At 57.3% G+C, this 13,049-nt stretch carries 14 protein-coding genes; 9 read left to right on the top strand and 5 right to left on the bottom strand.

Going from position 1 to position 13,049, the window contains the following annotated elements:
* Positions 1-89: 89 nt before the first annotated feature.
* The 4 genes from htpX (at position 90) to queE (ending at position 2,830) form a co-directional block, all read left to right on the top strand.
* On the top strand, positions 90-968 hold the full coding sequence (htpX, locus tag ABD997_RS05840; protein WP_345316075.1) for a protease HtpX: 879 nt from the start codon (positions 90-92) through the stop codon (positions 966-968).
* Between the two features lie 270 nt (positions 969-1,238).
* Positions 1,239-1,553 (top strand): cytochrome c3 family protein, encoded by a 315-nt coding sequence (locus tag ABD997_RS05845; RefSeq protein ID WP_345316076.1) that lies wholly within the window; start codon positions 1,239-1,241, stop codon positions 1,551-1,553.
* 202 nt (positions 1,554-1,755) lie between these two features.
* Positions 1,756-2,052: a cytochrome c3 family protein gene (locus tag ABD997_RS05850; RefSeq protein ID WP_345316077.1), complete on the top strand. Its 297-nt coding sequence runs from the start codon at positions 1,756-1,758 to the stop codon at positions 2,050-2,052.
* 106 nt (positions 2,053-2,158) lie between these two features.
* The gene (queE, locus tag ABD997_RS05855; protein ID WP_345316078.1) at positions 2,159-2,830 is read left to right on the top strand and encodes a 7-carboxy-7-deazaguanine synthase QueE; all 672 of its coding nucleotides are present in this window, start codon (positions 2,159-2,161) and stop codon (positions 2,828-2,830) included.
* A gap of 74 nt (positions 2,831-2,904) precedes the next feature.
* On the opposite strand, the gene queD is transcribed toward queE, so the two are convergent.
* Positions 2,905-3,267, bottom strand: coding sequence for a 6-carboxytetrahydropterin synthase QueD (gene queD / locus ABD997_RS05860; protein WP_345316079.1), 363 nt, complete (start codon positions 3,265-3,267; stop codon positions 2,905-2,907).
* Positions 3,268-3,474: 207 nt separating this feature from the next.
* Between queD and ABD997_RS05865 the strand changes: the two genes are divergently transcribed.
* Together ABD997_RS05865 and ABD997_RS05870 are read left to right on the top strand one after the other, a co-directional pair.
* Positions 3,475-3,684 (top strand): hypothetical protein, encoded by a 210-nt coding sequence (locus ABD997_RS05865; RefSeq protein ID WP_345316080.1) that lies wholly within the window; start codon positions 3,475-3,477, stop codon positions 3,682-3,684.
* Between the two features lie 70 nt (positions 3,685-3,754).
* Entirely contained in the window at positions 3,755-4,657 is a 903-nt protein-coding gene (locus ABD997_RS05870; RefSeq protein ID WP_345316081.1) for a bifunctional methionine sulfoxide reductase B/A protein, read from the top strand.
* A 298-nt stretch (positions 4,658-4,955) separates the two neighbouring features.
* On the opposite strand, the gene ABD997_RS05875 is transcribed toward ABD997_RS05870, so the two are convergent.
* Positions 4,956-5,279 carry a hypothetical protein gene (locus ABD997_RS05875; protein WP_345316082.1) on the bottom strand — a complete coding sequence of 108 codons (324 nt, stop codon included), beginning with the start codon at positions 5,277-5,279 and terminating at the stop codon, positions 4,956-4,958.
* Positions 5,280-5,587: 308 nt separating this feature from the next.
* Between ABD997_RS05875 and ABD997_RS05880 the strand changes: the two genes are divergently transcribed.
* Positions 5,588-6,079 (top strand): low molecular weight protein-tyrosine-phosphatase, encoded by a 492-nt coding sequence (locus ABD997_RS05880; RefSeq protein ID WP_345316083.1) that lies wholly within the window; start codon positions 5,588-5,590, stop codon positions 6,077-6,079.
* A gap of 134 nt (positions 6,080-6,213) precedes the next feature.
* Here ABD997_RS05880 and rne read toward each other — a convergent pair whose 3' ends face one another.
* The gene (rne, locus tag ABD997_RS05885; protein ID WP_425557051.1) at positions 6,214-9,522 is read right to left on the bottom strand and encodes a ribonuclease E; all 3,309 of its coding nucleotides are present in this window, start codon (positions 9,520-9,522) and stop codon (positions 6,214-6,216) included.
* Positions 9,523-10,084: 562 nt separating this feature from the next.
* On the opposite strand from rne, the gene rluC reads away from it, so the two are divergent.
* Both rluC and ABD997_RS05895 read left to right on the top strand, forming a co-directional pair.
* Positions 10,085-11,050 carry a 23S rRNA pseudouridine(955/2504/2580) synthase RluC gene (gene rluC, locus ABD997_RS05890; protein WP_345316085.1) on the top strand — a complete coding sequence of 322 codons (966 nt, stop codon included), beginning with the start codon at positions 10,085-10,087 and terminating at the stop codon, positions 11,048-11,050.
* A gap of 5 nt (positions 11,051-11,055) precedes the next feature.
* Positions 11,056-11,706: an HAD family hydrolase gene (locus tag ABD997_RS05895; RefSeq protein ID WP_345316086.1), complete on the top strand. Its 651-nt coding sequence runs from the start codon at positions 11,056-11,058 to the stop codon at positions 11,704-11,706.
* A gap of 7 nt (positions 11,707-11,713) precedes the next feature.
* Here ABD997_RS05895 and ABD997_RS05900 read toward each other — a convergent pair whose 3' ends face one another.
* Together ABD997_RS05900 and ABD997_RS05905 are read right to left on the bottom strand one after the other, a co-directional pair.
* Positions 11,714-12,055 carry an Mpo1-like protein gene (locus ABD997_RS05900; RefSeq protein ID WP_345316087.1) on the bottom strand — a complete coding sequence of 114 codons (342 nt, stop codon included), beginning with the start codon at positions 12,053-12,055 and terminating at the stop codon, positions 11,714-11,716.
* A gap of 211 nt (positions 12,056-12,266) precedes the next feature.
* Positions 12,267-12,860 (bottom strand): Maf family protein, encoded by a 594-nt coding sequence (locus ABD997_RS05905; RefSeq protein WP_345316088.1) that lies wholly within the window; start codon positions 12,858-12,860, stop codon positions 12,267-12,269.
* Positions 12,861-13,049 lie beyond the last annotated feature (189 nt).

Raw genomic sequence — 13,049 nt, forward strand, 5'->3', positions numbered from 1 at the left:
CGCTTCAGATCTTGAAAAGGGCTTCCTCTGCCCCGATTATCCTTGGCAACGCAGTGTTAAATCACTGAAGTGCGAGTTTAGGAGAACAAATGAAGCGCATTTTTCTGTTTTTAATGACCAACTTGGCGGTTGTCCTGGTGCTGGGCATCGTGCTGTCGGTGCTGACCTCCGTCCTGGGGATCCAAACCCACAGCACCGGCTACATGTTGGTTTTTGCCGCCATCTTCGGTTTTGGCGGGTCCCTGCTGTCGCTGCAGATGTCCAAATGGATGGCGAAAAAGTCCATGGGGTTGCAGGTGATTAAGCAGCCTCGTGATGAGACCGAAGCCTGGTTGATGGAAACCGTATCCCGTCAGGCTCAGCAGGCGGGCATCAAGATGCCGGAAGTGGCGATCTACTCGGCGCCGGAGATGAACGCCTTTGCCACAGGGCCGAGCAAGAACAACTCCCTCGTTGCGGTCTCCACCGGCCTGCTCTATGGCATGAACCCAGACGAGGTGGAAGCGGTCCTGGCCCACGAGATCAGCCACGCCGCCAACGGCGATATGGTGACCATGGCCTTGATCCAGGGCGTGGTGAACACCTTTGTGATTTTCGCCGCCCGGATGATTGCCGGCCTGGTCTCCAACGTCCTGAACAACGGAGACGAGGAGGGGGGAGAAGATCCCAGCTACATGACGTATATGCTGGTTTCCTTTGTCCTGGAGATGGTGTTCGGGATCTTGGCGTCCATCATCGTGATGTACTTCTCCCGTCAGCGGGAGTTCAGGGCTGATGCCGGAGGCGCTTCTCTGGCAGGTCGGGAGAAGATGATCGCGGCGCTGGAGCGCCTACGCCATGGACAAGAGAGTTCCATGCCGCAAAACATGGCTGCCTTCGGTATTAAGGGAAAAACCGCCATGTCCGAGCTGTTTCTGACCCACCCGCCGCTGGAGCAGCGTATCGATGCCCTGCGTCGCGGAGCCTAACGGCGCAAGTTAAACCAGTCAAAGTAGAGAGGCGGCCTAAGGCCGCCTTTTTTTATCGCGTTAAATTGTTTCCTGCACAGGCACTTAAGTCGCTGGTGACCTCTATACGCCGCCATTATTGGCTGCCACCCTCCCGACAATCCAGCAAATGTTCAGCACTTTCATGTCTTCTTGGGTTTCGCTGCTGGAACCTATTGAGATGCGTTGGGGATTGAACTAGGTTTGGGGGTGAGCAAAAAGTGGGCGCCGCCTGCCAATAGGAGAGCAATGATGAAAAAATGGTTAATCTTGGTGTTGAGTCTCGGCTTTGCCGTCAGTGTGAGTGCGGCCGAGCTGTTGGCCGACATGCATGCGGATATGGCGGGTTGTGAAGCTTGTCATGAAAATGGTGAACCCTCCAGCGACTTTGCCCATGAAAATGAGCAATGCGTCGCTTGCCACGGCAGTCTGAGCGAGCTGGAAGGGGCACAGCACAACGCCCACGATGGCATGCTGGTCTGTTCTGACTGCCATAATCCACACGAGCTGGAGGTTGGACAACACCCAACCTGCGACAGTTGCCACGATGACGGGCGCACCCCTTAAGTGTTTCCCCAGCAGCCGATGGAGCCTTTCATCGGCTGCGATCCTCCTCGCAACCCTCTAAAAATTATCGCCTTTACCCCTAAAACTGAGATCCATCCTACGGTTTACCCCTCACGCCATTGATAGAGTCCGCGCTGATGAACCTATGGTCGGTGGGCGCCTGCGTCTGCCGTTATTCAGGGCTTTTTGTGAGGATGAAATGATGTTCAAGAAATTACTGGTTGCCGTTTTTGGCATTGGGATCGCGTTCGGTGCTGCGGCCTCCATCGCCGATAACCACGCCGATATGGGCGGTTGTGAAAGCTGCCATGCCGACGGTGAGCCGTCCCAGGACATGGTTCACGAGCTGCAGCAGTGCCACGACTGCCACGGCGAGCTGGCCGACATGGGGGAGCCCCACGTTCACCATGATGGCATGCTGGAGTGCACCGACTGCCACGCACCGCACGATCAGGAAGCCGCCACTGATGCTGAAGCAGCGTGTGAATCCTGTCACTAAGCCTGCTGCCTGAGCCCACGCCGACTTTCGAGTCGGCGTTTTTGTTCTTCGGCGGTTGCATTGACCTCATGCGACACTAGAATACCCGCGTTGCCTAGGAGGTCAGATGCGTTATCCGGTGAATGAAATTTTCGAGACGCTGCAGGGGGAGGGTGTGTACACCGGTGTCCCTGCGGTGTTTTTGCGTCTGCAGGGCTGTCCCGTGGGGTGCAGTTGGTGCGACACCCGACACACCTGGCAATGCTTGGAGCAGGACAGAGTTCCGATGCAGCAGATCATCGGCATCTCCGGCGATAAGGCACAGTGGTGCGAGCTGAGCGTCGAGGAGTTGGTTGCCCATCTGACCGACGGCCGCTTTCATGCTCGCCACCTGGTGATCACCGGTGGCGAACCCTGCCTTTATGATCTTGCCCCCCTGACCGAGGCGATGGAGCAGCAGGGGTGGCAATGCCAGATCGAGACCTCCGGCTGCTTCGAGGTGAAAACCTCGGACTCCTGCTGGGTCACCGTTTCGCCCAAAGAGGGGATGAAGGGGGGATACGAACTTTGTGCATCGGCATTGAAGCGGGCGAACGAGATTAAGTACCCCGTGGCGACAGAACAGCACATTGCCAACCTTAAGGCACTGCTGGCTGCGCTGCCTCCTGAACACTCACCGGTGGTGGCGCTGCAACCCATCAGCCAGAAGCCCCGGGCCACGGCGCTCTGTATTGAGCAGTGCATTAAAAACAACTGGCGTTTGTCGGCGCAGATGCACAAGTACCTGGCCATCGATTAGTCGGCATTTTTGCCGGCAATAAAAAGGGGGTAGTCGTTATGACTGCCCCCTTTTTATTGCTGATGTCTGCGGCTTCAGGCACCGCGGTAGCGGCATCCCGAGGTGCAGGTTTCCATGATGGCCACCTCACTGAGCTGCGGCAGCGTCGGTTTCAGGGCCTCCCAGATCCAGCGGGCCAGCACTTCGCTGGTGGGGTTTTCCAATCCGGGGATGTCGTTCAGGTAGTGGTGGTCCAGTCGCTCCCAGATAGGCCGAAAGGCAGCTTTGAGATCGCCAAAGTCCATGATCCAACCGGTATGGGGGTCCACCTCACCAGCAACGGCGATCTGCACTTTAAAGGAGTGGCCATGGAGGCGGCCGCACTTGTGACCATCGGGGACGTGGGGTAGCCGATGGGCGGCTTCAAAATAGAACTCTTTGTAGATCTCGGTGGCCATAACGATCCCCTTCAGCGTTTCGAAGCGAGGGAGTTTGCCACGGCAGGTGAGCGCTGACAATCCATCAGTGCCTGCCAAAGGTACAGAATGGGAACTTCGTCGATTCGATTATTTTCAGTGTAGGCGATGAGATTTCCCACTGGCGGGCAGCGCCGCTTTGCTGTAGAACATCATCGAGAAGAACTGACTGAGTTTAAGGAGAAAACAGTGAAGAAGTCTCTGTTATTGACCGGGTGTTTAATGCTTTCCGGCTGCGGTGGACCGGACGGTATCTGGGTCCATGACAGCAAGGGCAAAGAGGGATTCATTACCGACCGAGAGTTCTGTAATCGCCGTATTGACCCCTCGCAGGCGGGTTACAGCGATCGTTTCTCCGAGTGTATGACGCGATTCGGTTGGCGACTCGAGAGTCACTGAACCTGACTGTTTCACTTTGCGTAGGGCTCCTGAGGATTGCTATCTTGGCAATAAACCGAAGGAGCCCGTCATGAAACAACCTCCTCTTACCGAAGCTGAACGTCATGTGCTTCAGCACAAGGGAACAGAGCCTCCCTTTTCTGGTCGTTTCCTGTTTTTATCTTCAAAAGGTACCTACTGCTGTCGGCAGTGTGGGGCCCCCCTCTACCATTCCGATAGCAAATTTGATGCAGGTTGTGGTTGGCCGTCCTTCGATGACGAGGAACCGGGAGCGATCGAGCGACGGCTTGATGCGGATGGCCGACGCACGGAGGTCCTCTGTCAGGCCTGCGGCGGTCATCTGGGGCACGTCTTCGAAGGGGAACAGCTGACAGAGAAGAACCTGCGCCACTGTGTTAATGCCCAGTCACTCTCCTTCCAGCCGAAAGCCGACGAAGGGCAGCAGGTGGCGGTATTTGGCGGGGGGTGCTTCTGGTGTCTTGAAGCGCTGTTTCAGCGGGTAATCGGGGTCAGCAGGGTGACCAGTGGTTATTGTGGCGGAACTGGTGAGGATGCGCACTATGATCGGATCTGCCACGGTCAGACGGACCATATTGAAGTTATCCAGATCCAGTTTGACTCGGCTCAGGTGGCATTTGAGCAGTTGCTTGAGCTGTTTTTTGACTGCCATGATCCTACCAGTCAGGATCAGCAAGGGGCGGATCGGGGCAAGCAGTACCGCAGCGTGGTGTTCTGCCAGAGTGATGAACAAAAACGGCAACTTGAAAACTACATCCATCGGCTTACGGAGTCGAAGGTCTACCCTCGTCCTATCGTTACCCAGATTGCCGGAGAGGCACCGTTCTACCCAGCCGAGCCGGAGCACCAGAACTACTATCGTCGCCACGGTGACCAGCCCTACTGTGCCTGGAATATCACCCCCAAGCTGGCCAAGTTGGTACAGAAATACGGGGATCGGATAGGGCCTGAGTAGGTGCCAGCAGAAAGGACACGAGGTCACACTGCCGTTCCGGTGGTGAAACTCGCGAAGTAATGGTAAGGCAATGGTGATTAAAGAGATTAATTCGATTCTGTTTGTCTGCTGTGGTTACTGTGGAGCTAATTAGACTAAACCCCCGATAGTCGGGGGTTCAGTTGGTAGGTAAGCGGAAGCTGAACAATCCTAGTCAACACTCTGTATTTATTAGTTCTTGGTCTTGATGTTGCCGGGAGTGTTAGGGAGTCCCGCGAGACTGACTAGTAAAGTCAGTTCGAGAATGACGTTTGCTTCCTTACAGCTCTCCCCAATAGTCGCGTTCGATGCGGAAGTAGCATTTCCACTCTTTAACTAAATCTCGTGCGTCGAGTGCACTACTAGCTTCCAAAACTCCAATGGCCACGCCTAAACCGAAGCCAAAAGCCAAGGACTTTTCAGGATCGTTTGCCAAGTCATCCTCAACGCTAGGCACAATTTTTTCTACAGCTTCGTGATCCTCAGATGCTCCCAAAGCGGCGGCACAAATGCCTTTGAAGTAATTGTCTCCACTTGGAGTTTCATCAGCAATCGTAGGCGTTGTCATTATCAGTAGTAACAGTGGCGCAATCGCTTTTTTCAATTTTCACTTCTCCAGCCGCAGTCTTGACGTCGAAAGATGGGCCAAAATTGGAATCCATTCAACGCGAGAACATTCCATCTGGGACTGCTCTCACGCACTTAAAGGATATGCTTGTCGGCTGCGTAGCCTTAAGCAGCAAGACAGCGCTACGCGGGAACAGCTCTCACCCTCTCTGGCGGGAGCTTTTCTTTCGCTCTCTTCAGCATTTTAAACCGAACAGGGCAAAGCATCGTTACCAAAAGTCGATTTAACTACTTGATCTAATTAAACTGAAAAGCAACAGGAATTGAAGAAAAAGCACTGCTGAAATGAAACCTAAAGGATTGATTCAAAAGCCAATTAACTCAATCTTGTTTGTCTGCTTGGGCAATATCTGTCGTTCTCCAACGGCGGAAGCGGTGTTTCGCTACCATGCGAAGCGAATGGGACTTGCGCTGGAGATGGACTCGGCGGGAACCGCTGGTTACCACATAGGGGAGCGACCGGATCCGCGCTCAGAGGTGGCAGCGCGGCAGCGGGGCTACGATTTCCAGGGGATGCGTGCTCGCCAGGTTCAACCCCAGGACCTGCAACGATTTGACCTGATCCTGGCGGCCGACAGGCAAAACCTGGCCGAGTTACAGAGAATGGCGTCACCAGCACAGCAGCCCAAGTTGGGGCTGATTTTGCAGTGGGGTGATGGCGAGGTGGAGGAGGTTCCGGATCCTTATTACGGAGGGGAGGAGGGCTTTGAACAGGTACTGAATCTGCTTGAGGCTTCGGCAAAGGCGTTGCTCAGCCGGATAGCGAGCACTTACTGAACCGGTTGAGAGGCTTGTCCATTTGTCGCCTTTTAGGAGGTCCCGGCATTAATCCGGATGAAAGAGTTTCGCCTTCCTGACCAACAGATAGAAAAAAGGCCACCCTGAGGGTGGCCTTTTTGTCATCTACCGGATTACTTCTCCGGCCGGGTCATGGTGGCGTTCACCATGCTGCTGTAGCGATTGGCAGCAAACTCGTTGGCCTGTGCTTCCTGCTTCGGCACAGTCACGCTCTGCAGCGGCTTGAGTTCAGCCGTTTCCTTCGGACTGGTCATCTCAGCCTGCACACCCCGGTCCAGGTTCAGGCGTCCCGCAGGGGTACCTGCCTTGGCGGTCGGAGCCTGTGGCTCAGGTGCAGCGACCTGCGGTGCTTGAGTCGCCTGCGCCTGTACCGGCTCCTCGGCTTCCAACTTCACCGTTTCAACGCTTTCGACCTCAACGACAGTCTCAGCCTTGATCTCCTCGTTGGCAGTCACTTCCGGCTCGTTGGTCTCAACCACTGGGGCAATAGGCTTGGCCGCTTGCTCCGCTTTTTCCGGTGTCACGGCCACTGTATCACCTTGTGACTCAGAGACTTCTGGTTGCGCGGCCACGGGCTTGGTCGCCTCCTGACGCTCGCTCTCGGTGGCAGTTGCAACAGGTTCAGCCGCTTCCGGCTGGGCCTCGGATTTAACCACTTCGGGCATTTGCACTTCGTCCTTGGCCGACTCAGCGGTTTTGGACTCAGTGCTCACCTCGGTGGCGGCCTCAGCTTCTGCTTGTGCTTTGCCATTATCCTGCTCGTTCAGCGGGATCTGCAGCTGAACTTCATGCTGGGCTTCGCTTTCCGGGTAGCGGGCACTGATGGGATCGCTCTGAACCTCCGGAGTGGTTGGCTCAGCCTTAGCACTGCTCTCCTCTTCTCGATGCATGCGGCGTCGACGTTGACCCGCGGCACGCAGGTGGCGTGGGCTGCGGCGAGAGCGACGATGCGCCTGGCGCTCGCTGTCGGTCAGAGTGAGGTCACTTTCAGGCTTGCTGGTCGGGATCGCTTGCTCCTGCTCCGCCAGTACCGGTTTCGGCTGCACCTCGACTTCCGGTGCCTTGGCTTCAGGGGCTTGGACTTCAACCTGTGGTTGATCCTGAGCGACTGTCTTCTCGGCTTGCTGCGACGCCTGAGTATCCTTGCTGATGCGAACGGAGCGCTCCAGCGGTCGACGCTGACGACGTTCACGTTTTACCGGCTCCGCTGCAGTCTCCTGGGAAGCGGGGCTTTCGGTAAGATTGACGGCTTCTGCTTCGCTTGACTCGCTGCGCTCCAAGCGGCGGGCATTGTCTCGCTCGCTGCGGCGGCGCTCCTCCCGTTGAGACTGGCGCTGCTCATCGCGATCATTGCGACGGGTGTCGCTACGACGCTCCTCCTGCTCGTTGCGGCGGCTGTCACTGCGGCGACGGTCGCCACGACGGTTCTCATCCTGGCGCTCCACTTGCTGGGCCGTTTCACCGGAACGGTCGCGACGGTCACGCCGGCTGCGACGACGCTCCTTGTTGGCTTCCAGCTGTTGGTCCTGCTCGGCGGCATCGCGTTTTTCGTTGCGCGGACGGTTACGACGGTTGCGATCACTGCGCTCCTGGCGCTCACCACGACGACGCGACTGGCCTCTATCCTGACGAGGTTTGGCTTCGATCTTTACTTCTTCTTCGCTGCCAAACAGCGACTTGAGCGACTTGAACAGACGGGTTACCAGTCCCTCTGAGGCGACTTCTGCGACCGGCTGGGCTTTGGCCGCCGGGCGCTTAGGCTTTTCACTCCGGGCTTTGGACTTATCCTGTTTGGCGGTCTCCGGCTTGAGGACGCTGTCGCTGCTTGCGGATGCGGCGCTGGCCAAACCGCTGAGTGCCGGTTTGTCCCCCATCTGGCGCTCCAGTTTGCGTGGCTCGTAGAGCTCCGCTTCCGGACGCTCCACCAGGGTATAGCTGGCCTCGGCGATGGTGTCATCCTTACGGTGACGGGACACCCGGTAGTTGGGGGTTTCCATGTGCGGATGGGGGATCACGTACACTTCTACCTTGTGGCGCTGTTCGATGATGCGGATTGCCTTGCGCTTCTCATTGAGCAGGTAAGCGGCCACATCGGTCGGCACCTGGGCTTCGATCTGAGCGGTGTTCTCCTTGATCGCTTCCTCCTCCATCAGGCGGAGGATGGAGAGCGCCAGGGATTCGGTGCCGCGGATGGAGCCCTGGCCGTTACAGCGGGGGCACAGGTGGGCGGCAGACTCACCCAGGGAGGGTCGCAGTCGCTGGCGGGACATCTCCAGCAAGCCGAAGCGGGAGATGCGACCGATCTGCACCCGGGCGCGATCCTGACGGACCGCATCCCGTAGACGGTTTTCCACTTCACGCTGGTGGCGTACCGGACCCATATCGATGTAGTCGATCACCACCAGACCGCCGAGGTCACGCAGGCGCAACTGGCGGGCGATCTCATCGGCCGCTTCCAGGTTGGTTTGCAGCGCCGTCTCTTCGATATCGCCGCCCTTGGTTGCCCGGGCGGAGTTGATGTCGATGGCGGTCAGTGCCTCGGTGGGGTCGATCACGATAGAGCCGCCGGAGGGCAGGCGAACCTCGCGCTGGAAGGCGGACTCGATCTGGGTTTCGATCTGGTAGTGAGTAAACAGCGGCACTTCGCTCTGGTAGAGCTTCAGCTTGGAAACTGCATCCGGGCGAACCAAGGAGATGTGCTCCTTGGCCTTTTCAAAGATGCGGGCGTGGTCGATCAGGATTTCGCCGATGTCACTGCGCAGGTAATCGCGGATCGCACGGACGATGACGTTGGACTCCTGATGGATCAGGAAGGGGGCAGGGCGCTCACCGGCCGCCTGAGTGATCGCTTCCCAGTGGTGCAGCAGTACGTTGAGATCCTCTGCCAACTCCTCGGCCGCTTTGCCGACGCCGGCGGTGCGAACGATGAGACCCATGCCCTGAGGGACAGAGAGCTTGGAGAGGGCTTCCTTCAGTTCAGAACGCTCATCCCCCTCGATACGACGGGAGATGCCGCCGGCACGGGGGTTGTTAGGCATCAGTACCAGGTAGGAGCCTGCCAGGCTGATGAAGGTGGTCAGGGCCGCACCCTTGGTACCACGCTCCTCTTTATCGACCTGAACGATGACCTCTTGACCCTCTTTGATCGCCTCTTTAATAGTTGGGCGACCCTTTTGGGTGGGGTTGATGAAGTATTCGCGGGCAATCTCTTTGAGGGGAAGGAAACCGTGCCGTTCGGCACCGTAATCAACGAAAGCGGCTTCGAGAGAAGGCTCGACGCGGGTGACTTTTCCTTTGTAAATATTGGATTTTTTTTGTTCGTGCCCGGGACTTTCGATATCCAGATCGTACAGACGTTGGCCATCGACCAGGGCAACACGCAACTCTTCTGATTGAGTTGCGTTAATCAGCATTCTTTTCATTGGGTGACTGAGTCCATTTTCGGTCACCGTACAGGTAAGACGGGCTTCATCCCGACTCCCAAAAACAGCTCACAACCTCACGGCTGGTAGAGGGAGGGGGAGGCAGATGGCTTTGTGCGCCATACGCCAGAGCAGGCAGGCTACGGGCGAGCCGCAGATGATCTATTGCCTGTTAGGCCTCGTTGTTGGGTGTGGTTTCACACCACCCAGTCGCCATGAGCGCCCGGGTATAAATTCTTGAGCCGGCATGAACACCGTGCTTCCTGTATCGGTAACTATTACCTTTATAGTGTTTTTCGGGGCGGGTTCGTCAATGACCTGTGTTGCCTGGATTGGGCCGCAATAAGATCGAGCTGCGGGCTTATCAACCTGACGAAAGATGCGAGACAGTGGCTGCATACTGCGCAGTTGTCCGGCGTTCCCTTGCCCCATCGATGGGCGGACTCCACATTTAGGTTGGATTGGCCCAGCGATGCGACAAGCATAGCAATAATGAAAATGCCGGGCAATCTGCAGTTTTCGCTATTTGGGCCGATCCCGGTTACCGGGTACACTAGGGCCCATGAATAGCTCCCAACTCCCCCCTGGGTCCGCAAAAGTACAATATGTGGACATTACAGAAGACCACGCCGGTCAACGCATCGATAATTTTTTGATCACTTTTCTCAAGGGAGTGCCCAAGAGTCTTATCTATCGTCTGTTGCGCAAAGGCGAAGTGCGGGTCAATAAAAAACGGATAAAACCGGAATATAAGCTGTGTGACGGCGATCAGATCCGTCTGGCGCCCATTCGTGTGTCGGAACCTAAGCCAGACGCCTTGCCCAGTGCCAAGCTCACAAAAGTCGCCGCGCTGGAGCAGCACATTGTTTACGAAGACAACGTGATGCTGGTGATCAATAAACCGTCAGGAATCGCCGTTCACGGCGGCAGCGGCGTCAACTTCGGCGTGATTGAAGCCCTGCGGGCGCTGCGGCCCCAGGAGCGTAACCTGGAACTGGTTCACCGTCTCGATCGCGCCACATCTGGCTTGTTGATGGTGGCCAAAAAGCGTTCCGCCCTGCGTCATCTGCAGGATCAACTGCGTGCGAAGACCATGCGCAAGCAATACCTGGCGCTGGTCAAGGGAGAGTGGCCAGCCAAGCGGCGGGCGGTCCAGGCGCCGTTGCTCAAGCTGGAGCAAACGACCGGGATCCGCGCGGTGGTGGTTTCAGACAAGGGCAAGCCGTCCGAAACCCGCTTTCGGATCGTTCAGCAGTTCCATGAGGCCACACTGGTGGAAGCGAGCCCAATCACAGGTCGTACCCATCAGATCCGGGTGCATACGCAACATGCCGGTCATCCCATCGCCTGCGATGAGCGCTACGGTGACGCGGTATTTGATGAGCGGATGCGCAAGAAGGGCCTCGACCGCCTCTTCCTTCATGCTTTTCGCCTGACCTTTACCCACCCGGTGGAAGAAACCACCATGGTGCTGGAAGCCCCCCTGGAGTCGAAGCTCGTCACCCTGATGAAGGGATTAAAGGGGTAAGGGCAATGGCAGGACGCTACGAACTGGTGATCTTCGACTGGGATGGCACCTTGATGGACAGCATCGGCAAGATCGTCGCCTGTTGGCAGGAGGCGTTTATGGCCATGGAACTGGCACCGCCCTCCGCGGAGATCCTGCGCAGCCTGATTGGCCTGTCGACACCGGCGAGTATTGAGCGCTTGGCGCCGCAACTGTCGCAACCCGCTCAGCGACGCTTCTGCGATCTTTATCGTCATCACTACCGCGTTGCTGAGCAGGTTCCATCCGAGCTGTATCCTGGCGTGCCGGAGCTGCTTTCGCAGTTATCAGATAGGGGGTATACCCTGGCGGTGGCCACGGGCAAGGGAAGGCCGGGGCTGGATCGGGTCCTGGCCCAGACCGGGCTTGGTCCTCTCTTTCCCCATACTCGAAGTGCCAGCGAGACCCACTCCAAGCCGGATCCCGCCATGGTGCTGGAGCTGTGCCAACTGAACCGGGTGTCGCCCGACCGCACCTTGGTGGTTGGGGATGCCTGGTTTGACCTTGAGATGGCCCGCCGGGCTGGTGCCGATGGTGTGGGCGTGAGCTATGGCGCCGGTACCCGTTCATCACTTTGCAGTGCCGGCCCCAAAGCGATCATCGACAGCCCACTACAACTGCTCAACCATCTCGATTGAACAGACCTTAATCTGGTCGAGTCTGGCTGAGCCGGGCCTGCTCCAACTTGGCCGGAAGCTGGCCACTTATCCAGTCTTTCAGCATGATCCAGTCGCTGATGAGGCTGTAGAGCGGATAGCGGAAGGTGGCAGGGCGGTTGTGCTCAAAGGCAAAGTGACCGAACCAGGCGAATCCATAGCCTAGCAGTGGCAGCAGCCAGAACAGGGTCCAGGCACCGGTCAGCGCCATGACCGCGACCCAGAGCAGAACCAGAATCGATCCCAGGTAGTGCAGGGCGCGACACCGGGGATCCTGATGCTCGTTTAGGTAGAACCGATAAAACTCGGCGAAGCCGTTGAAATGGGCCATTGCGATCACTCTCCTTTGTCGCAGTTTTACTTGCCTAACCCCCACTCTACCGGCCCCGTTGCTGCCGGCAAGCGGGATTTGCCTTCGGGCGCAGCCGCAGGGCATCGGCCCGACGCCATGGGGCCAAATTGGGCGGAGGCGTCTCTGGCGCTTCCAGACCGAAAACGCCCTCTTTATATAATGCGATTCTTTTTCACCCCGTTGTTCCAGTTCAGGCCTGGCTTGTCAGGACATCGACGCCCTGGCGCGCCAGCATCTCGCCCAGAGTGATAAGGGGCATACCTATCAGGGTGTTGGGATCCCGCCCCTCCAGCCGGTTAAACAGCATGATACCGAGCCCCTCACTCTTAAAACTGCCGGCACAGTTATAGGGCTGCTCTGCCTTGAGGTAGCCCTGGATCTGTTCCGGCGTGAGCGCCTTGAAGTGCACAACGAAAGGCTCGACGGTGGTGTCCGCGCTGCCACTGTCACTGTCCAGCAGACAGAGGCCGGTGTAGAAGGTCACGGCTTTGCCGGCGGCAGCGCTGAGCTGGGCTACAGCGGTTTCATGGTCGCCGGGTTTGCCCAGGATCTGGTCATCGATCACAGCGACCTGATCGGAGCCGATCACCAGTGCGTGCTGATGACGCTCCGCCACCGCCCGTGCTTTGGCTTCCGCCAGGCGCGCCACCAGAGCTTGTGGTGCCTCATCCGGCAGCGGGGTCTCATCCACCAAGGGTTTGTCGCACTGGAATGGCAGTCCCAATTTATTGAGGATCTCGCGTCGAAACGGCGAGGTCGAACCGAGGATAAGTGACTTAGGCATAATCAAAATCGGATCTATTGAGGTGGACAGCAAAGGTTATCAAAGCCGATTGACAGCACCAAGGCAAACACGTAAAAAGCCCGCGTCTGCGGATCCTTTCGATATGGCTGAACTATGATCGTCAGACCGGCTCCAGCCGGGAGTTTGCAGCGGTTAAAATTGTTTTGACTCGCTTGTGTTCACCCGATA

It is taken from the genome of Ferrimonas gelatinilytica (genome assembly GCF_039544205.1).
Classification (GTDB): Bacteria; Pseudomonadota; Gammaproteobacteria; order Enterobacterales; family Shewanellaceae; genus Ferrimonas; species Ferrimonas gelatinilytica.